The organism is Acidovorax radicis, from assembly GCF_020510705.1.
Taxonomy (GTDB): Bacteria; Pseudomonadota; Gammaproteobacteria; order Burkholderiales; family Burkholderiaceae_C; genus Acidovorax; species Acidovorax radicis_A.
This window is the reverse complement of record NZ_CP075184.1, coordinates 4,419,050-4,439,875: the sequence shown is the minus strand read 5'-3', so window position 1 is coordinate 4,439,875 and position 20,826 is coordinate 4,419,050. Positions and strand designations below refer to the sequence as shown.

13 protein-coding genes and 1 pseudogene are annotated in these 20,826 nt (G+C 67.0%); 6 read left to right on the top strand and 8 right to left on the bottom strand.

All coding sequences use genetic code 11. The features are described from left to right. Positions 1-23: 23 nt before the first annotated feature. The 4 genes and pseudogenes from KI609_RS20300 to KI609_RS20290 all read left to right on the top strand — a co-directional run. Positions 24-445 (top strand): annotated as a pseudogene (locus KI609_RS20300) (glycosyltransferase); the annotation flags it as partial. Beyond that, positions 442-576 carry a hypothetical protein gene (locus tag KI609_RS22940; RefSeq protein ID WP_264181353.1) on the top strand — a complete coding sequence of 45 codons (135 nt, stop codon included), beginning with the start codon at positions 442-444 and terminating at the stop codon, positions 574-576. The pseudogene KI609_RS20300 and the gene KI609_RS22940, both read left to right, overlap by 4 nt. Positions 577-680: 104 nt before the next feature. Next, positions 681-1,124, top strand: coding sequence for a hypothetical protein (locus KI609_RS20295; RefSeq protein WP_226445340.1), 444 nt, complete (start codon positions 681-683; stop codon positions 1,122-1,124). 357 nt (positions 1,125-1,481) lie between these two features. Further along, positions 1,482-3,440, top strand: a complete 1,959-nt coding sequence (locus tag KI609_RS20290; RefSeq protein ID WP_226445339.1) for a gamma-glutamyltransferase family protein — start codon at positions 1,482-1,484, stop codon at positions 3,438-3,440. 395 nt (positions 3,441-3,835) lie between these two features. On the opposite strand, the gene KI609_RS20285 is transcribed toward KI609_RS20290, so the two are convergent. The 8 genes from KI609_RS20285 to KI609_RS20250 form a co-directional block, all read right to left on the bottom strand. After that, entirely contained in the window at positions 3,836-5,119 is a 1,284-nt protein-coding gene (locus tag KI609_RS20285; protein ID WP_226445338.1) for an MgtC/SapB family protein, read from the bottom strand. 317 nt (positions 5,120-5,436) lie between these two features. Then, positions 5,437-7,584, bottom strand: a complete 2,148-nt coding sequence (gene priA / locus KI609_RS20280) for a primosomal protein N' (RefSeq protein WP_226445337.1) — start codon at positions 7,582-7,584, stop codon at positions 5,437-5,439. Positions 7,585-8,263: 679 nt separating this feature from the next. After that, positions 8,264-9,376: a uroporphyrinogen decarboxylase gene (gene hemE, locus KI609_RS20275; RefSeq protein ID WP_226445336.1), complete on the bottom strand. Its 1,113-nt coding sequence runs from the start codon at positions 9,374-9,376 to the stop codon at positions 8,264-8,266. Positions 9,377-9,519: 143 nt separating this feature from the next. Continuing rightward, on the bottom strand, positions 9,520-11,100 hold the full coding sequence (locus KI609_RS20270; protein WP_226445335.1) for an MFS transporter: 1,581 nt from the start codon (positions 11,098-11,100) through the stop codon (positions 9,520-9,522). A gap of 261 nt (positions 11,101-11,361) precedes the next feature. Then, complete coding sequence (locus KI609_RS20265) at positions 11,362-11,790, bottom strand: CoA-binding protein (RefSeq protein ID WP_226445334.1); 429 nt, start codon at positions 11,788-11,790, stop codon at positions 11,362-11,364. A 111-nt stretch (positions 11,791-11,901) separates the two neighbouring features. After that, positions 11,902-14,151, bottom strand: coding sequence for a protein-disulfide reductase DsbD family protein (locus KI609_RS20260; RefSeq protein ID WP_226445333.1), 2,250 nt, complete (start codon positions 14,149-14,151; stop codon positions 11,902-11,904). A gap of 180 nt (positions 14,152-14,331) precedes the next feature. Further along, on the bottom strand, positions 14,332-18,357 hold the full coding sequence (locus KI609_RS20255) for a DUF748 domain-containing protein (RefSeq protein ID WP_413463347.1): 4,026 nt from the start codon (positions 18,355-18,357) through the stop codon (positions 14,332-14,334). A gap of 326 nt (positions 18,358-18,683) precedes the next feature. Continuing rightward, the gene (locus tag KI609_RS20250) at positions 18,684-19,436 is read right to left on the bottom strand and encodes an alanyl-tRNA editing protein (RefSeq protein ID WP_226445331.1); all 753 of its coding nucleotides are present in this window, start codon (positions 19,434-19,436) and stop codon (positions 18,684-18,686) included. A 112-nt stretch (positions 19,437-19,548) separates the two neighbouring features. On the opposite strand from KI609_RS20250, the gene KI609_RS20245 reads away from it, so the two are divergent. Both KI609_RS20245 and KI609_RS20240 read left to right on the top strand, forming a co-directional pair. Continuing rightward, positions 19,549-19,908 carry a hypothetical protein gene (locus KI609_RS20245; protein ID WP_226445330.1) on the top strand — a complete coding sequence of 120 codons (360 nt, stop codon included), beginning with the start codon at positions 19,549-19,551 and terminating at the stop codon, positions 19,906-19,908. A gap of 32 nt (positions 19,909-19,940) precedes the next feature. Further along, entirely contained in the window at positions 19,941-20,807 is an 867-nt protein-coding gene (locus tag KI609_RS20240) for a creatininase family protein (RefSeq protein WP_226445329.1), read from the top strand. Positions 20,808-20,826 lie beyond the last annotated feature (19 nt).

Below are 20,826 nucleotides of genomic sequence, written 5' to 3'. Positions count from 1 at the left end.
GCCATTGCGCGCCATACGCCAGAAAGGTGCCGCCCAACGCGGGCGACTTCCGCTGGATGGATCGCAAGGTGGTCGATGCCCTCAAGGCGTTGCCCGAGCGCAACCGCTTCATGAAGGGCCTCTACGCCTGGGTGGGGTTCAGGTCGGCCGCACTGCCGTTCGTGCCGCATGAGCGTGCGGGCGGTGTCTCCAGCTTCAATCTGCGACACCTGGGGCGCTGGCCTATGGGCTGTGGATCGCCGTCGCCACGCTGGTGTTCGGCAACCCTCTGGACGGCTGGCCCACGCTGGCGGCCAGCATCATGCTGTTCTCGGGCGTGCAGCTGATGTCGATCGGTATCCTGGGCGAGTACATCGGCCGCATCTACAACGAGGTCAAGCGGCGGCCCACGTACCTGGTGGCGCACGACGAAGACCGCAGCCCGCTGCGCGAGCCGCCGCCATGAGCCTGCGGCGCTCGGCCTCTGTGGCGCTGCAGCGCTTGCCGCAGGGACTGCAGTTCGTGCCGGTGGCCCCGGCCAAGCTGTTGCCATGTCAAGGCGGTCTGCCCGTCAAGGCGCACTGCAACACCCGCTGATATATCCGAGAAGCACGGGTCAACCTAACGCAGGCCAGGGCGTTGTGGTGACAGAGTCTCAAAGGTTTGAGCCTCTGTAGACCAACCCCCCTGAAGGAATCACCATGAAATCTCAACTTCGCGTTTTGGCTGTGACGATGGGTCTGTTCTGCGCCGCCACGGGTTTTGCCCAAACGACCGCCGCACCCGCGATCAAGCCAGGTGCCGCAGTGCCTGCCCCGGTTGCTCCTTCCACCAAGGACACTGCGGCCCCCGTGGCTAAAACGCCAGCGGTGACCCCGGCCGCTGTACCCGCAGTGACTCCTGCCGTGACCCCAGCAGCGCCTGTGGCAAAGACCGGCGCAGCACCTGCCGCCAAAACGGCAGCGCCCACCACGGCAGCGGCTGGCGGTGGCGCCGGGAAGGTCTGGGTCAACACGGCATCCAAGACCTACCACTGCGAAGGCGCCAAGTACTACGGCAAAACCAAGGCCGGCGAATACCTGACCGAAGCCGACGCCAAGGCCAAGGGTTACCACGCCGACCACGGCAAGGCCTGCGCCAAGTAAGACGCTGAACGGCGCATGTCGCAATCCAAAGGGCGCTGAGGCGCCCTTTTTTTGGCACGACCGCTAGCAAAGGGCGCGTCCTCCTGGTGTCCACGGCGCGGGCGTTCGTGGGGCTTTCGGGGGCCGTGGCATTGCGCACCTGCGCGATACAAACGCTGCGTTGGTTGCGCAGGCCGGACGCGGTGGGCACACTGGCGCCTGCCCGCACTGATTTTCGATCCCTGTGGTTTGCGATGGGACTTCAAGTCCGGGTGCTTGTTGGAGGGGAAACACGGGTTCGGCACGTTGCTTGCATGACGGTGCTTCCTCCTCTGCAGGTTGCCGAGGAATTCTCTCAACGACAGACAGGAGTGTGAAATGAAAAAGAAGGTCTTCTTGTGGGCGCTGACGCCTATTGCGCTTTCACTGGCGCTTTACGGATGCGGGAGTGGTTCAAACTCCGATCTGGTGGTCGACAGCAACGCCCAAAGTTGCTCCGTGGTGTCTGGCTCCGGCGCACCTGTCGTGGTGGGTTCGGGTCTGTCGGGCGACCCGGCCGCTCCAGAGGCGGCTTCGGGCTACCGCTTGGGCTACAAGGCCAAGCAGTCGAGCAAATACATGGTGGTTGCCAACACGCCATTGGCTACGAAAGCGGGTTGCGATGTCCTGAAGGCCGGTGGATCGGCGGTGGACGCCGCTGTGGCCGTGCAAGCGGTGCTGGGCCTGGTGGAGCCCCAGTCGAGCACCATCGCCGGTAGCGCGTTCATGATGTATTACGACGCGCAGACCAAGAAGGTCACCGCCTATGACGGCCGAGAGGCCGCCCCCGCTGCCGCCACCGGCTATTACCTGGTGCGCCAGGACCAGGCCACGCCCACGTCTGCGGCGCCTGTGCCCAGCGCGCGGCGCAGCGGCCGCTCCATTGGGGTGCCAGGCGTCTTGCGCATGCTGGATCTGGCCCACAAGGACCATGGCAAGTTGGGCTGGGACGAATTGTTTGGCGAGGGCATCAACCTGGCCACCAATGGCTACAAGATCCCGACCCGCATGGGCTCGGCCATCAGCGACAACGCGGCCAACCTGCGGCTCGATGCCAATGCCGTGGCGGCCTTCTTCAACGCAGACGGCACCCCCCGGGCTGCCGGCACCGTCAACACCAATCTGCCCTACGCGCAGTCATTGCGTGCCATTGCCGCTGGCGGGGCTGACGCCTTGTACACCGGTGCCATTGCACAAGCCATTGTGGCCAAGGCGGCGCAATCGGTGGGCGACGACAGCGGCAAAACGCCCATCACGCCCAGCCTGATGACCGTGGACGACCTCAAGAACTACCAGGCCAAAAAGCGCGATCCCGTTTGCACGACCTACCGCGCCAGCTACTACATCTGCACGATGTCGCCGCCGTCGTCGGGGGGCATCGCCATCGCCCAGTCGCTGGGCATTCTGGAAAATTTCGACCTGTCCAAATACGCACCCGCCAACCCTGCCAACGAGGGCGGGGTGCCCAGCGTCATGGGCGTGCATCTGGTGTCTGAGGCAGAGCGCCTCGCGTATGCCGACCGCGACAAGTATGTGGCTGACACCGACTTCATCCCGCTGCCGGGCAAGGGTGTGCCCACCATGCTAGACAAGGCTTACCTCAAGCAGCGCGCCGCCCTGATTGCCCCCGACGGCAATTCGATGGGCGTGGCGGCGGCCGGCAACCTGGGCGACGTTCCTTTGGGTATCGACAAGACGGTGGAAAAGGGCACCACCCATTTCTCCATCGTGGACGCCTATGGCAACGTGGTGTCGATGACCACCACCGTGGAGTCGAGCATGGGCTCGTTCCACATGGTCGGGGGCTTCTTGCTCACCAACCAGCTCACTGACTTCTCGGCGCAACCTGTGGATTCGGCGGGCACACCGATCGCCAACCGTGTCGCCCCTGGCAAACGCCCACGCAGCACCATGGCCCCCACGCTGGTATTCAAGGGCACGGAACCCGGCGACTTCGTGATGGCGACCGGCTCGCCCGGCGGCGGCAACATCATCCAGTACGTGCTCAAGACCGTGGTCGGCGCACTGGACTGGGGGCTTGACGCGCAACAGGCCACGTCGCTGGTCAACATCGGTGCGTCCAACAGCGCCACCACCAATGTGGACGGTGCCAACACCTCGCTGGATTTGACCGGGCTGATCGCGGGCCTCAGGGCCAAGGGGCACACGGTCTCGAACGCGGCGCAATCGAGCGGCGTGTCCACCATCATCCGGACCACCCGCAACGGACAGCCCCGCCTGGAGGGTGGGGTAGACCCCCGCCGCGAGGGCATCGTGCTGGGGGACGGCGCGCTGTAAGAACAGGCGCTAAGCGCCAGAAGACTGCGCGGCGAGCCGTGTGTTGGCGGCCACGGCCGGTGAGGTCAACCCACCGGTTGCGCCGTCATGGCACGCAGGCCGTCAAAAAAGGCGCACCCGATGGGTGCGCTTTTCTTTTGCCTGGTGCCTGGTGCCTGGTGCCTGATGGCCGATGGCGCTCCCCTGTCGATCCACCGCGTTGGCATCGTTGAATGGGTTGCTTCTCTTTTGATAGCTGGTAGCACTTGTGGGATATGCCTCAGAGCCAATAATCACCCTATTTTTTGCGATGCGCAAACCGTGCAAGCGTGCAAACGGTGTTCAGGGCGCCCTGCCAAAAACGACGGCCCATCCACGAACGGCGGGGTGTTGGCGGGGCAAGGCAGCGCAGCGAACTAACCCGCCATCACCAGCAGCGCCAGCACCAGTGCGCCGGCCAGCATGCACAGCGCATAGCCGCGTGCCACCGCCCGGCCCAGCAGGGCGCCGCCCGTGACCCAGGCGATGGTGGCTTTGGTGATCATGTTGGTGAGGGTGACCAGCCCCAGTGCTGTGACCGCCGCAACCACCGGCACGTCGTTGGCGCTTTGCAGGCGTGCGATCGAAATCACGGTGGCATCGACATCCGCCAGGCCGGAGATGGCCGACAGCACATAGATGCCGCCGTGTCCCAGCCAGTCCCGGGCAGCGGGCATCAGCACCGCCATGGCAGCCAGAAAGGCGCCAAAACCCAATGCGCTGCCCAGGTCAAACGGCGGAATCTGTTCCACAGCGTCATCGCTGTGGGGCGGCTGTGCGGGCAGGCGGCGCCACTGCCATAGGCTCAGGCCTGCCATGGCCACGCCCGTGAACACCAGCGCAGCGCCAAAGGTGCGCAGCAGTGGAGGGTGGATGGCGCCCAGCAACACGGCCATGCGCAGAAACATCATGGCACTGGCCGCGAGGGCGCCTATGGCCGCCGCATCGGCCAGGGCGGGTTGCTGGCGCGCCCGCCGCGCCAGGGCCAGCGTGGCTGCGGTCGAAGAGGCCAGGCCCCCCAGCATGCCCGTCCACAGCAGTCCCCGGTGGGGTCCGGCGATACGCACCGCGAAATGCCCAGCGAGCGACAGCCCGGCGATCAGGATCACCGCCCACCACAGCTCATACGGGTTCAGCGCCGCATACGGCCCGAAGCCCGCGTTGGGCAGATAGGGCAGGATGACAACGGACAGCACCAGCAACTGCAGTGCCGCAGTGAGCTCGCGGTGCTCGATCTGCCGCAGCCAGCCATGCAGCGTGGGCTTGAGGTTCAGCAGCACCGTCGCCACCACGGCTGCCGCCAGCGCCAGGGCGATGGCCCCCGAGCTGGCATAGGCGCCGAGCGCCAGCGTGAGCAGCAGCGCGACCGAGGTGGTGGCACTGAGCCCGCCCGTGGCCTGGGCGCTGCGCAGGTAGGCCACCGCCATCAGCAGTGCCAGGCCTGCCAGACCGGCCACCAGCGGCCAGGGCCCGAACGTGGGCGCAAGGCTGCCAAGCACGCCCCCCAGCAGCCCTGTCAGCGCGAAGGTGCGCAGCCCGGCCACGCGCGCGCCTTCGTTCAGGTCGCGCTGGTGCCAGCCGCGTTCCAGGCCGATCAGCAGCCCGACGGCCAGCGCGGCCCCCAGGCCGTGCACGGGTGCGGGCAGGTCCCAGGGGGTCACGGCGCGTCTCCGGTGGCAGCGGCAGTGGGGGGCAGGGGCAGCAGGTGCATGCGCTGAAATATAGCGTGGTATGGCGCTGGGTGCTTCTGTTTTTGTAGCTGTTGGCGCTTGATGGTCAAGCGCTGGAGCCAAAAAAGAGGCTCTTCTAGCGAATGCTAGTGATGCACTCGATAAATGTCGTACGTTGAAATCGCCGTCTTCAGACGTGCGGCGAGTTCCATCACGACTATTCGCTAGAAGAGCCAAAAAAGACCATAAATTGACCCGCTGGGCGTTTTTTGCGATCCGGTGGCCGTGCGGGAGCCCGGTCCACCGGATCAGATGGTGAGCGGATCCACGTCCACCAGCCAGCGTATCAAGCCTTTGTGCCCAGGTTGGCTGCGGGTGGTTTGCAGCACTGGCTGCCACGCGGCCAGAAAGCGCTGCAGTGCCGCGCGGCTGCTGCTTTCCATCAGCATCTGGGCGCGCTCGACATTGGCCACACGCTGGATGGTGAGCGGCACGGGCGGGAACAAGGTCACCCGTTCCAGCCCGGGCAGGCCTGCTGCGTGGGCGGCGGCGGTGGCGGCGCTCAGAAATCCCTGCGCCACCTCCTGGGTGCGCGCGTCGGCACGCACCAGCGCCTGGTAGGCAAAGGGTGGCATGGCGGCCTCTTCGCGCTCTTGGAGTTGCTGGGCGGCGAATGCCTCGTAGTCGTGCGTGCGCAGCGCCTCGTACACCGCGTGCTGGGGGTGAAAGCTCTGGATCCACATCTCGGGTTGGGTCCCCTGCGATGCCATGTAGGCCGCGTCACGGCCAGCGCGGCCCGCCGCCTGCATCAGCAGCGCAAACAGCCGCTCGGGCGCGCGAAAGTCGCTGCTGAACAGCGCGCCGTCGGGCTGCACGGCCGCCACCAGCGTGATGCGCCGAAAGTCGTGGCCCTTGGCAATCATCTGCGTGCCCACCAGCACATCCACCTCGCCAGCGTGCACCTGGGCCAGCTGGGCCTCCAGCGCACCCTTGGCCTTGGTGGTGTCGGCGTCGATGCGGGCGATGCGGGCGGGGTTGCCGTCCGGGCGCTGCACGTTGCGCAGCAGGGCGCTCAGTTGTTCTTCGAGCTGCTCGGTGCCCCGGCCCATGGGGTGGATGTCGGGGCTGCCGCAGGTGGGGCAGTGGTGGGGCACGCGCACGGTGAAGCCGCAGTGGTGGCAGCGCAGGGTGCGGTCGGTCTTGTGGAAGACCTGGTGCGCGCTGCAGTGCGGGCAGTCGCTTTTCCAGCCGCAGTCCATGCAGTGCAGCACGGGCGCGTAACCGCGCCGGTTCAGCAAGATCATGCTCTGCTCGCCGCGCGCCACGCGCTCGGTGATGGCTTGCAGCAGCGGGGCGCTGAACACCGCGCGCCGGGGCTGCTGGGTCATGTCCACGCGCCGCACGCGGGCCAGCGCGCCAGCCCCCGCGCTGGAGCCAATGCGGCTGGGCATGTGCAGCCGCACGTAGCGCCCGCCCTCGGGGTCTTCGGGCGTGGGGGGGCGGCTGGCGTGCCAGCTCTCCAATGACGGGGTGGCCGACCCCAGCAGCACCTTGGCGCCTTGCTCGCGCCCGCGCCAGATGGCCAGGTCGCGCGCCGAGTAGCGGGCGCCTTCCTGCTGCTTGTAGCTGGGGTCGTGTTCCTCATCGACCACGATCAGCTTGAGCCCCGGCAGGCTGGCAAACACGGCCATGCGCGTGCCCAGCACAATGCGCGCGCTGCCGCTGTGGGCGGCCAGCCAGCTCTTGAGGCGCTGCGGGTTGGTCATGCCGCTGTGCAGGGAGACCACGGCGCCGGGGCCAAAGCGCGGGGCGAAGCGGCCTACAAAGCGCTCTTCGAGCTGGGGGGTGAGGTTGATCTCGGGCACCATCACCAGCGCCTGGGCCGGAAACCCATCGCCCGGGTCGGCTTCGAGCATCTCCTGCACGCAGCGCAGGTACACCTCGGTCTTGCCGCTGCCGGTGCTGCCAAACAGCAGGAACGGACCTTTTTCTGCAGCAATTCGGGCCCTGGCGCTCTCCTGTTCAGCGGTGAGTGCTATGTTTTGAATAGCATCCGAGGTGTCTCCTGCCGCTTTGGCCGGGCGGCGCAGGCGGCGTGCCAGCTGTTCGGGCTTCAGGTCGCGCAGTTGCGGCGGCAGCGCGGCCAGGGCCACCTCGCCCAGCGCACGCTGGTAGTAGTGCGCCGCAAACGCCACCAGACGGCGCCAATGCCGGTCCAGCGGGGCTACGCCTTCGAGCACCCCGGCAATGGCGCGCAGGGTGGCGCCATCAGGCAGTTCACCCGTGGCTTCGTCGGCATCCCACACCACGCCCAGCACCTCACGGGCCCCCAGGGGCACACGCACCAATGTGCCTGGTGTGAGCGGGTGCTCACTGGCATAGCTCAGCAGATCGCCCACACCGCTGTGGGACGGGGTTTGCAGGGCGATGTGGACGATGGTGGCGGGTGTGGGCACGAGGTGGAGGGTAATTTACGGGAGCATGTGGATGCTACGTAGAGGTTTCACGGCTAAGTGCTTGATTTGTTGGTGGTGTGTGAGTAATCCCGATTTTCTGTGGATAACTTTGTTGACATCCTCTGCGGACCCCGGCCCAAGCCGCATGGATGCTGGCTTGGAACACATTGCCCAGAAATTCGGCAAGGCAAAAAAATCGTTATGAATCAATCATCTGAAGAATTTGATGCGTTGATTCTGTGCTAGGGCCGCAAGGGGCATCCATGTTGCGCCGCATCACGATTTGTGTGCATAAGTCGGACATGGGTGATTCGTCAAGCCCGGAAAATCACCAAATCTGTGCTAGTCCGGGTTGCGGATGTTCACTGTTTTCTGCAGTTTAGGCCGCAAGTCATTGATTTAACAGTGAATTTTGAAGAAATTCAGAATTCCTGTGGATAACTTTGTTGATATCCTTGGGTTTTGTGCTGCAAGTCCTTGACAGACCGTGGTTTGGCTGGGTTGCGCGCAAAAATGGCAAATCAATAAATTTCAATAAAATCAACAACTTACCGTCGTGAGGAGAATATTTCCCTCAGCGTGTCCGCCAGATATCCTGGTGCCATTTTTGAGGCGCCGCTGCTCCGTTTTTGTGCATAAGTGGGGCATTGGGCGGGGCGGCCGCCCCGCCCCGGCGTGGTCAGCCCTGGCGCTGCGCGCGCGAATGGCTGTGCACGGCTTCCACCAGCGCCGCCACATGCTCTGGCGGGGTGAATTGGCTGATGCCGTGGCCCAGATTGAAGATATGGGTGGGCCCCGTGGTGCTGCGGTCGGTGTGCGGTGTGCCAAAGCTGTCCAGCACATGGCGCACCTGCTGCTCGATTTGCGCAGGGGGCGCAAACAGCACGTTGGGGTCGATGTTGCCCTGCAGCGCCTTGCCGGGGCCGCCGGCCTGGCCACCGACGATGGCGCGGGCCTTGCCCAGGTTGGCTGTCCAGTCCAGCCCCAGCACCTCGCAGTCGATGTCCTTCATGTCGTCGAGCCAGATGCCGCCGCCCTTGGTGAAGACGATGCGCGGCACGTCGGTGCCATCCACGCCGGTGCGCTTCAATTGCGCCAGTACCCGCTGGGTGTAGGCCAGGCTGAACTCCTGGAACGCGCCATCGGCCAGCACGCCCCCCCAGCTGTCAAAAATCATCACGGCCTGGGCGCCTGCGTCGATCTGGGCGTTGAGGTACTGCGCCACGCTGTCGGCGTTGATGGCCAGGATGCGGTGCATCAGGTCGGGGCGGGCATACATCAGGCTCTTGACCAGGCGGTAGTCGTCGCTGCCCTTGCCTTCCACCATGTAGCAGGCCAGCGTCCAGGGGCTGCCCGAGAACCCGATGAGGGGCACGCGGCCGTTGAGGGCCTTGCGGATGCTGGTGACGGCGTCGAACACATAGCGCAGCTTGTCCATGTCAGGCACCGCCAACTCGGCCACCGCGGCCTCGTCGCGCACCACCTTGGCAAAGCGCGGGCCTTCGCCCTCGGCAAAGCTCAAACCCAGGCCCATGGCGTCGGGCACCGTGAGGATGTCGCTGAACAGGATGGCGGCGTCCAGCGGGAAACGCTCCAGTGGCTGCAGCGTCACTTCGGTGGCGTAGTCCACATTGGTGGCCAGGCCCATGAAGCTGCCTGCCTGGGCGCGCGTGGCCTTGTATTCCGGCAGGTAGCGGCCCGCCTGGCGCATGAGCCACAGGGGAGTGTAATCAGTGGCCTGGCGGCGGCAGGCGCGCAGGAAGGTGTCGTTGGAGAGGGGTGCAAAGCTCATGCTCCCATTGTCGCAGGGTGGGCGCAGGGCTCGGCTGATCTGTGCCAAGGGCGCGCCTGTGCCAGCGCCACCGTGGAACCGGCGTTGCCGGACCACGGGTGGCGTCCCCCTCAGGGGGAAGGCGCGAAGCGGCTCAGGGGGCGCTATCTTTCAGCGATGTAGTGCGACATGGTGGACACCTCGCCGGGCGCCAGAAAGGTGCGCACCTCGGTCTCCAGCGCCTGGTCGGCCATGGTGGCACGGGCGCGCTGGTGCAGGTAGTCGGCCCAGGACGTGACGATGAACCGCTCTACATAGCGCGAGGGGTCGCCCAGGTCCTTGTAGACCCGCCAGAACGTCGCGCCGTCGCGCCGGCGTGGCGCCTTCATGCGGCTGATGGTGTCCAGGAAAGCCGCATCGGTGCCTGGGGCGATGCGATAGCTCACCTCCACGGCCACGGGGCCGGCTTCGGGCAGGGGCTCGGCCTCGATAAAAAGCTCGTCCCAGGGCGTGGCCTGGGTCACCTCGTGCAGCGCGCCCATGCGCAGTGGCATGGCACGGGCCAGCAGCAGCCCTGCCACCATCAGCGCCGCCGCCACGCACAGCGTGGGCGTGAGGCCGAGGAGGTCAGACGATGCCCCCCAGAATGCCGAGCCCATCGCAAAGGCGCCCAGGGCCGCCACCATGTGCATGGCCACCGCGCGCGAGCGCACCCACTGTGGCGCGCTGGCTTGCGTGGCGGTGTTGAAGGTGGACATGGCCGACATCCAGGCCGCGCCCGCCAGCAGCATCCACAGATAGACGAACCACGCCATCTGCGTGAGCGCAGCCATCAGCATGGCCACGGCAAACACCAGGCCTGCGGTGCGCACGATGATCTCCAGCCCAAAGCGCGCGCGCAGCCGCCCCAGCACCAGCCCGACGGCCACTGCACCGGTGCCCAGGCAGCCCATGAGCAAACCAAACCCTTCGGCGCCCGTCCCCAACCGCTGGGCGATCACGGGCAGCAGCGCCCACAGGGCTGAGCCCGCTGCGCTGAAGGCCATCACGCGCACCAGTTGCGCCAGGATCATGTGCGAATGCCAGGCAAACCGCAGGCCGCTGAGCGTGCCGCCCCACAAGCGCTCGGCGGGCAATTTGGAGGGCGGGTGGGCTTTGGGTGGCCAGCGGCGTATGGACTCCCACATCACCACCGTGGTGGCGACCGTGATCGCAAACACCCAGCCCGCGCCCAGTTGCGCAAACACCAGCCCCGCCATGGTGGGGCCCACGGCGCGTGCGGCGTTGTAGGCAATGCTCACGGCCGTGATGGCCTGGGGCCATTCGTCGCGGGGCACGGGGTCGATGACCGACGAGTTCCAGGCGGGCGTCAACACCGCCGTGCAGCAGCCGCAGATGAACACCAGAAACAACACGGATGCCGATCCGCCCCAGCCCTTGAGCGTCAACAGCGCGAGCAATGCGCAGGCACCGGTCTGCGCGATCAACGCCCCTGAGATCAATCGGCGCCGGTCTGTGGTGTCGGCCAACACCCCGGCGGGCAGCGCCAGCAAAAACATGGGCATGAACACCGCTGTCTGCACGAGCGCCGCCAGAAACGACGAGCCAGAGAGTTCGATCATGAGCCACGCAGCCGCCATGGTCTGCATGCCGTTGCCCACAAAAAACACCCCCCCGCAAATCCACAGGCCGCGAAACGCGGGCTGGCGCAAGGGGCTCCATAACGAGGTTGAGTGTTGCGACATGGGGCGACGATGGGTTGGGTTGAGGCGGTACGGGTCGTGGGGCGGATCAGCCAGACCGTAGAAACGGCTTCACAAACGGGTGGCCCCGTGCCAGCCAGCGCTTGAGGATATCGCCGGAACCGTGTTTTGAGGCGATGGTCGCACGATGTCCTTCAATCCACGTGCCGCCCGGGCCGCAAACGCACGGTGCGTGGCACCTCGTTACATCGGGCTAAGGGCGACGAAGGTCCCTGCCGCGCGCCCGTACAGAAGATCAGTGGACTAGGGCAGCATCCCGGCGGCCCGCAGCCGTTGGTGCTCCACCAGCGTGCAGCGGTCTTGCACCACCAGCAAACCGGCCGCCTGGGCTTTGGCCCGCGCGGCATCGTGGCAGACGCCCAATTGCAACCACAGCGCCTTGGCACCGATGGCGATGGCCTCGTCGGCAATCGGCGGCACGGCAGCGCTCTCGCGAAACACATCCACCAGGTCGATGTGGTGGTGCCGTGCCGCTTCGGTCAGCGACGGCCAGGAGCGCTCACCGAGGATTTCGGTCGCCATCGGGTTGACTGGCACGATGCGGTAGCCCTGCCGCTGCAGGTACTCGGCCACATGGTGGCTGTCGCGTTCGGGCTTGGGGGACAGGCCCACCACGGCAATCGTGCGGGTGCCCCTGAAAATGGACTGGACGGTGGCAGGATCAAATGGCATGGGGCATGGGGCATGGGGCATGGGGCATGGGTTTTTGCAGAAGGCCAATGCCGGCTGGCGAACGGAAAGGGCGCTGGGCGATTGTCTGAAACCACGGCCCATGTGCCGGTGTCACAGCTGCGCAATGGTCGCGCGCACCTCATCCACACCCAGCACCTCGGTCAGCACCACTGGCGGGCGCCCCGGCGCGTAGAACACATACACCGGCACACCACTGCGGCCCAGCGCGGCGAGCGCTGCGGTGATGGCGGGGTCGCGGCGGGTCCAGTCGGCGCGCAGCAGCGCAACGTTTTTGGACTTCAGGTCGGCCAGCACGTCGGCGTTGGACAGCGTGGTTTTCTTGTTGTACTGGCAGGTGACGCACCAGGCGGCGGTGAAGTCCACAAACACCGGGCGCCCGGTGGCGGCCAGCTGCTCGGCGGCGCCGGGGCTCCAGGGTTGCCAATCGGAGCCCGCCGCAACGCCACCGGTCTGTGTCAGCGGGGCGGCGGCCTGGGTGGTCACGTGGGGGCCAAACGACCACATCAGCAGCGCCATCGTGGTGAGAGACACGCCCGCCATCCACCGGCGCGCGCGCCCGGCCAGCGACAGCGACCACACCACCAGCGCGAGGCCCACCAGCAGGATCAGCAATGCACCCGCGCCGTCGATGCCACTTTGCTGCCCCAGCACCCACACCAGCCACACCACGGTGGCCAACATGGGGAAGGCCATGAGCTTGCGCAAGCTGTCCATCCACGCGCCGGGACGCGGCAACGCGCGGGCCACGGCGGGGACAAAACTCGCGGCCAGATACGGCAGTGCCAGCCCGATGCCCAGCGCGGCGAACACGGCCAGCGCCTGGGGCGCAGGCAGCGTGGCGGTCAGGCCCAGGGATGCGCCCATGAACGGCGCCGTGCAAGGCGAGGCCACAGCCACGGCCAGCACGCCGGTGAGAAAACTGTCGGCCACCGGGTGGCGTGCCTGCAGGCTGGCCACCGAGGACGGCAGGAAATGCCCGAACTCGAACACGCCCGCGAGGTTGAGCGCGATCAGCGTGAACAGCGCCGCCAGCGATGCCACCACGGCGGGCGACTGCAGCTGAAAGCCCCAGCCCACCGCCTCGCCCGCCGCGCGCAGGCCCAGCATGAGCGCGCCGAGGGCGATGAACGACAGCACCACGCCCGCTGTGTAGGCGATGCCGCTGATGCGGTGCGCACGCCGGTCTTGCGCATGCTGTGTGAAGCCCACCACCTTGATCGCCAGCACCGGGAACACGCAGGGCATGAGGTTGAGGATGAGGCCACCGAGCAAGGCGCCCAGCAGCGCGGCGGTGAGGGTGAGGGACGAGGCGCCAGAGCCCGCAGTTGAGGTTGCAGCGCCGCTTGCCTGCGCTGCATTCGCCTTGAGCGCGGCCTCCAGCGCGGGCGACACGCTGGCCACCGACGCGACCTGCGGCCAGGCGCCCAGCACCTTCAGCTCTGCGCGGTAGCCGGTGCGCGTGTCGGGACCGGTGGCATGTGCGGGCGACTGCTCGGCCAGCACCACGGGCATCAGGCTGGGGCTGGCGCTGCGCTGGGCGGACAGGGGAATCTGCGCGGTCCACACGCTGCCGTTCCAGGCCTGCTTCCACTGCGCAGCGTTGTCGATGACCTCGGCGGTTTCGGGGAACAGGTCCAGCGTCTTGCCGCGCAGCGCCACGGGCAGGCCCTGCACGCTGACCTGCAGGCTATCGCCGTTTGCGATGTGCGCCTGGCTGTCGGGCACGATGCCAGCGGTGTTGGCCAGCACCGGCTGCGGGTGCGCACGGGCCGCCGCATCAAACGCAGCACCGTGGAGCGCCGTCGTGCTCTTGATGGGCAGTTGCAGCGTGAAATCGCCTTCTTCGGGAATGCACTCCTTGCGGCACACCAGCCACGATGCATGCAGCTTGATGGTGGCTTCCCGCGCCAGCGGGCCGGGTGCAAAGGTGCTGGCCACGGTGATCGGCACCGGCAGCAGCACCGTGCCCTCGTAGCCATAGTTGGCCAGGTTGCCGATGGGGATCTTGCGCGGCAGTGGCCAGGCGATGTCGCCAGCGTCCAGGCCGGGGGGCAGGGCCCAGGTCAGCTCGGTGGGCAGGCCCGAGTCGCCCGGGTTCTTCCAGTACGTATGCCACTCGGGCTGGTGGGTGATCGACAACCCCAGCCACAGCGGCTGGCCCGGGGCCACGCCCTGGGGCGCGTGGGCGACGAGTTCTGCCCGCACATAGGGGGTGGTGACCACGCTGCTGTCTGTGGCACCAGATTTGGGACTAAATTGGGCTCTAGCGCTTGTCCATAAAGCGCTAACAGCTATCAAAAGCAGAGTAACTGCAAGGCGGTGGAGCAAACGGTGGGGCATGGTTGCAGTGTGGGAGCGGGGCGGGCGGGTTTGGTTCCGGCGCCTGGTCATCCATTCCATTTCAAGGGGCCATTGTGCTTCGTGCCGCCCGCAGCCCCAGATGCCAGCGCGACGCCAGGCCGTGCCACGGGGGCGGCGCACCAATCTGGCAAGGGGCGACACAAAGGCCTCTCTATCTTTCTACTGTGTCGCCAGGCTCATCTCAGCGTGGGGCGCCCATTTTTCGGGCTGCTTGCCGGCCTTGGGGGCGGCCACGAAAAGCCGGTCGGCCGGCAGTTTTTGCGACAGCAGGTAGGCGCGCACGGCTTGGCCGCGCTGCGTGGCCAGCTCGACGGCCATGGCCTCGGTGGCGGGCTGTTGGGCCAGCAGCAAGGCTTCCATCTCGGGCACGGTGAGGTCTTTGGCCAGTCCCAGCAGGTTGCGCGGCTTGGGAATGTCTGCGCGCCGGTACACCGCCTTGAGCAGTGCGGGGTACTCGGCGGGCGAGATGGTGGGCGGCGCGGGGGGCGCCTCTGCGGTGGCCGTCGCGGTGAGGTCGGTGCCTGTGTTGGTGCTGGTGGCTGGCGTGGTGTGGGATGGCTCGGCCTCGGGGGCCGCATCTGTCGGGCTGGCTCGGCGCTTTTCGGCCAGCACCATCTGCTGCAGGCGCTCGCGCTGCAGGCCTTCGCGTTCGGCTTGCAGGCTGGCCATGCCGGTCACGGTGAGCTTGAGGGCGGGCCGGTCGGTCAGGGCCTTGACCACCTTGCCCAGGTTTTTCTGCGCCTCGGGAGCGAGGGCGGCACTGCCAGGGGCAAAAGGCACGCTGCTCATCTCTTCACCACCGCCAAAGGCGCTGGCCAGCAGGCTGAAGGGCGAGGTCAGCGCCTTGCCGATCAGGTTGACGATGATCTTGAAGATCACAGGGCCGATGCGGAACTGCGGGTCGTTGAGCGAACCGCTGATGGGCAGGTCCAGGTCGATCACGCCCTGGCGGTCGGCCAGCAGGGCCACGGCCAGTTTCACGGGCAGGCTGTTGGGCGCGCCCTCCACCGGCTCGCCAAAGGTCAGCTGGTTGAGCACCAGGCGGTTGCTGGCCGTGAGCTGGCCATTGGGCAGCACCTTGTAGTTCACGTCCATGCTGAGCTTGCCGCGCTCGATGCCATGGCCGGCGTACTTGACCGCGTAGGGCGACAGTGGCGGCAGCTCCAGATCGCGCACCTTGCCCGTGATGTCGAGCGCCAGCGGTTTGGCCAGGGGGTTGAGTTTGCCGGTGACCTCCAGCGACGCCGAGTCTTCGGCGCGGCCTCGCAGCTCCAGGTCGGCGAGCCCGTGCTCGCCGCCCGGGGCTTCGGACGAGAACGCGCTGAGCTTGCCCGTCAGCTCGCTGAGGTCGGCGGAATAGTTGGGCCGGATGAAGAAGTCCGAGAACAGCACCTTGCCGTTGACGAGGCTCACCGGCCCGAAGATCACCACCGGCGCCAGCGGGTCGGCCTGGGCCACGAGGGGGGGGGCTGCCGAAGCGGGCGTGGCGGGTGCTTGCGTCGTGGCCGTGGCGGTAGCCGCTGCTGGCGTGGCCCCAGGCGCTGCATTGGCCGTGGCATTGGCTGCGCTGGCGGCATTGGCGGCGCTGGCCTCGGCCGGGGTCTTGGCGATGTCGCTCAGGTTGATGCGGCCCGCCTCGTTGATGGCGATGCGCGCGAAAAAGTCCACCAGGCTGGTCTCCTTGACCTCCACGCGCGGCGCGGTGCCGGGTGCGGTGGCTACGGAGAGGCCGCGCAGGTTCAGGCTCTTCCAGGCCAGCAGTTCCTCGCCCACTTGGGCTTCGGTTTTGGGGGTGGAGGCGGCCGTGCTGTTGGCCTTGAGTTCCTCCACCACCGCATCGCCCGACAGGCGCAGGCTGATGCCCGGGTGCGCGCCCTTGTCCGTCTGTGTCACGGCCACCTGCCCGCGATAGCCCACGTCGGCGCGCAGCAGCTCGACCGCGAGCTGGCTGGCCAGGTAACCGTCCAGCGTGTGCAGCGGCAGGCGCGTAGCCTCCAGCTTGCCCTGTGCGGCCAGGGGTTGCAGCGCCAGCGTGCCGTTGTAGTCAAGCTTGCCGGCGCTTTTGCCTTTGCCCGGCGCCGCCGCGCGGGCCGAGAGCTGAAAGGCCTCGGGCTTGCTGCCGTCAGTCGCCAGGTTGCGGGCCGTAATGCCCAGCGCGCTCAGCTCCAGTGCCACGGGGCGCGCCTGGGCGTTGTCGGCAAAGGAGACGGCGCCTCCCTGCACGGAAAAATCGGCCACGCGCAGCGCCCAGGGGGCGTCGTTGGTGCGGTGGTTGTTGGCAGGGGCGACAGGTGCGGCCGCTGGCGTCTTCGGCGCCGCTGTCATCCAGCGCTCAAACATCCAGCGCCCGTCGGCACTGCGCTCCACGGTGGCCTGGGGCTCGCTGATGGCCAGGCGTTCCAGCGTGGCCGTGCGGGTGTCCAGCGGTATCTGCACGCCGGCCATTTCGAGCTTGCCCAGGCTGGCCACGGTGACCTTGCCCTGTTTCATGACCAGCTTTTCCAGCGCGAGGGGGCCGGCCGTCACGGTAACGCCCGTGGCCCCGCCCTGCGCCGCTTGCGCTGTGGGGGCCTGCCACAACACGCCAATGTCGCCAGTGAGTTGGCCGGTGACAGATGGCGACAGTGTCTGCGCGAGGTAGGGCGCAGCCAGTTGCAGATCCAGTGCGCTGAGGGTGGTCTGGATCTGCGCTTTCTGGTCGGTGGCCTCTCCCGCAAAGTTCAGCGCGCTGCCTTGCAGCTTGAAGCCGCCCTTGAAGGCGACGGGTTTGGCCTCTTTGCTGGCAAAAGGCAAAACAAGGCCTTTGGCATCCAACGCGAAATCGGTGGCCTGCAGGTCGGCTGCGGGTTGTGTGGTCTGGTCGGTAAAGCGCAAGGTGCCGCCCTGCACCACTGCATGGGCAACGTCCACCGACCACGGGGCGGCGGGTTGGGGCTGGCCTTTGGCGGATGACGCAGCCCGGGCACCGGGCGCGGGCGCTGCATGGGGGGCGCTGGCGGGGCGCGCCGCATTGGCAGCGGGCTGCGGCGCAGAAGCACCATCGGCGGGTGTGGTGGGCAGGGGAGGGGCCGTGGCGGGCGGCTCGGTCGGGGCACCCACGGCGGGCGATGACTTGGCCGGCCGAACGGCACTGGGAGTCGGCTGTGCCAACTGCGCCAGGTTGAGCTGGCCTTGCGCGTCACGCGCAGCCGTCAGCACCGGGCGGGTCAGCTCGATCTGCGCCAGTCGCACCACGCGGTCCAGCGGGCGCACATCGGCCATGTCGATGCGCAAACGTTCATAACTGAGCAGCGGCGCACCCTGCCGTTCGGTGATGCCCACGTCATGCGCCTGCACCATGCCGCTCAGTTTGACGGCCATCCGGGGGTGTTGCTCAAAGGCCAGTTTCACATCGGCATCCACCACCGCTCCCTTGATCCGGATGGGCAGATCGGCCGGCAGATAGGCCAGATACGGCGCGAGGTTCAGGCCGTCAAGGCGAATATGCGCGTCTGTCTTGCCCGCCTGGGCAAAAGGCGTGCCTTCGGCGGAAGAGTCAAAGCGACTGCCATCCAGCGCAAAAGACAGGTGGGGCTCGACCTTGACCTCGCGCTGGGAGGGCAGCGTGCTGATGAAAGGCAGCTTGAAGGCGAGCCCACGCACTTCATGCGTCTTGCCCACGCTCTGGTCGATGAAGTCGATGCTGCCGCCTGTGAGCGTGAGGTTGTAAAGCGCCATGCGTGCAGGCGGCGCGTCGGGCTCGGGAGGCTCTGCCGGCGCGGTGATCCGGGCGATGATGTCGTCCACGTCATAGTGGCCTTCACCCCGGTGCGTGAGGCGCAGCACCGGTGCTTCCACGGTCAAGGCGTCCACCACGGGTGCCAGGCGCAGCAGCGACTGCAGCTCGCCGTCGGCATAAATGCGGCCAATGGTCAGCTGGGCGGGCGTGCCGTCGAGCCCGGCCACGGCCACGTCGCGCAACGCGAGTTCCAGGCTCCAGGGCTGAAAGTCGATGGCCCCCACCGTCACGGTGCGGCCGAGTTTTTCAGAGGCCAGGCGCTCCAGCGGGCCCTTGGCCAGCAGCGGCACGGCCAGCCAGGTGATCAGCCACAACGCCACCAAAACGGCCAGTGCGCGCAAGGCAAGGCGGAACCAGCGGTGCTGGCGCACAGAGGCTAAAGACACAGAGCGCAAAGAGAAAGGCATGGCGGCAACAGGCAAAAGTGGGCGGCGCAGTCCCTGCAAGCCCGGGGCCGGAAAACCAGCACCTCAAGCCGCACAACCCCAGGACCGAGCGCGGACCGCTATTGTCCCTGCTGTTCGGCAGCCAAGGTAAGGCGTTGCAACAGCGCCTGAGTGAGCCCCCTCGCGGAAAATCTGTGCGGCGCTGCCAAAGCGCTCTTCGCTGCGCTCATGGGGCAAAGCCCAGCACCACCCTGCGGGTGGTGGTTTACGGCGAGGGCTTTTGGTGCGGCCTCACTTGCACTGCGTGCAAATGATTCCGCCCCAAAGAAAAGCGCTTTTCGCTTCGCTCACTGGGCGAAGCCCAGCACCACCCTGCGGGTGGTCGCGCTTTTCTTTTCAATCTTGGTCACCACGATGGCGCCGATCTCCGACGTGTTAGCCACATGCGTGCCGCCACAGGGCTGCAGGTCGATCGGTGGCGCGTCGGCTTCGCCGCCGATGCGGATGGTGCGGATGCGCCCGGTGCCGCGCGGGGGCTGCACGCTCATGCTTTTGACCAACGCGGGGTTCGCGTCCAGTTCTTCATCGCTGATCGAGGCCACGGTGAGTGGGTGCGCGGCAGCCACCAGGGTGGCGATGGCGGCAGTCAGCTGCTCCTTGTCCAGCGGGTCGGTCATCGCAAAGTCCATCCGCGCGTAGTCGGGCGTGATGGAGCAGCCGTTGACCAGCTGCGGCACCACATGGCACAGCAGGTGGCTGGTGGTGTGCAGCCGCATCATGCGGTGGCGGCGCTCCCAGTCGATGCGGGCGGTGACGGTGGTGCCGGGCGTGAGCTGCGCCACGCGGTCTTCCTGCCCGGCGGCGGGGATGTGGACGATGTCGCTGGTGGGGTTGCCGTCGGCGTCCTTGCCCTTGCGGGTGTCGGCGATCACGATGTCGGTGCCGTCTGCCAGCACCAGCACGCCGCTGTCACCGGCCTGGCCGCCGCCCAGGGGGTAGAACACGGTCTGGTCCAGCACGATGCCGACATCGGTGATGGCGGTGATGTGGGCGCTGCATTCGCGCAGGTAGGCGTCTTGGCGGAAGAGGTCTTGGGTCATGCGGTGATGGTAGCGGGATGGGCGGCGGCGCGATGCGGGTGGACGGGCGTTATGCTGAATTGCGGGGGGTTCTGCCACCCTGTCCAGAACCACTCCACCCTCGGCTTTTTTCATGAACACGCCTTTGCCTTCACCGCCGCTGTCGTCTTCTTCGGCCCCGATCTCGCGCACGGCGGTCTGGGTCTCACGCACGTTGGACGTGCTGCTGCTGGGCCTGTGCGGGCTGCTGGTGGCGCTGTCGTACTACAGCTTCACGCTGTATTGCGAGAGCTTTGGCTGCATCGGCGTGGGGCTGATGTGGATGCTGTGGGCCGCGCTGGCCGCCGTGGGCTGGGTGGTGGCGCTGGTGGTGCGCGCGTGGCAGCGCCGCCGTGGCCTGGGCAGCAGGGTCAGTGGGCTGGCGTCCACCGCGCTGCTGGTGATGGGCGCGGGGCACCTGCTGGTCTGGCTGGGCAAGATGATGCTGAAGTGACGCACCCCCTGAACAGGCTCTAACATCGCGGCATGACCGCTGCCGCCGCGCCCCAACCCGCCCCCCTCTCCTTGCCCTCGCGTTTCTGGGCCAACCTGTCCACCCGCGACTTTGCCGCGTTGCAGCACAGCGGCCAGGTCGACCAGGTGGTGGCGGTGCTGCCCGTGGCCGCCGTCGAGCAGCATGGCCCGCATTTGCCGTTGTCGGTGGATGCCACGCTGCTGCAGGGCGTGATCGATGCCGCGCTGCCGCAACTGCCCGCCGACCTGCCTGTGCTCTTCCTGCCCCCGCAGAACGTGGGCCTGAGCCCGGAGCACATTCGCTTTCCCGGCACGCTCACGCTGTCGCCTGCCACGGTGATTGCGCTGTGGACCGAGATCGGTGAATGTGTGGCCCGCGCGGGCGTCAAGAAGCTGCTGCTGTTCAACGGCCACGGCGGCCAGGTCAGCGTGATGGACATCGTGGCGCGCGAGCTGCGCACGCGCTGCGACCTCATCGTCTACAGCGCCAGCTGGTTCAGCCTGCCGCTGCCCGACGCGGTGGCGGGCCAGTTCAGCGCCCAGGAGCACCGCTTTGGCATCCACGCGGGCGAGATCGAAACATCGATGATGCTGCACCTGGCGCCCGCCACGGTGCACATGCAGCAAGCGCAAAACTTCCGCTCCACCTCGCAGGACCGTTCGGAGCGCTACGCCATTCTGGGCAACGGCAAAAGTGCCAAACTGGGCTGGCAGATGCAGGACTACCACCCGGCCGGTGCCGTGGGCAATGCGGCCGCAGCCACGGCCGATAAGGGGTGGGCGGTGGTGGACGCTGCAGCGCAGCAACTGGTGGCCCTGCTGCAGGAGCTGCAGGCGTTGCCGTTGTCTACCTTGGTGAGCAGTGCCTCTCCCCATTAACCTGCTGCCATTGTCGATG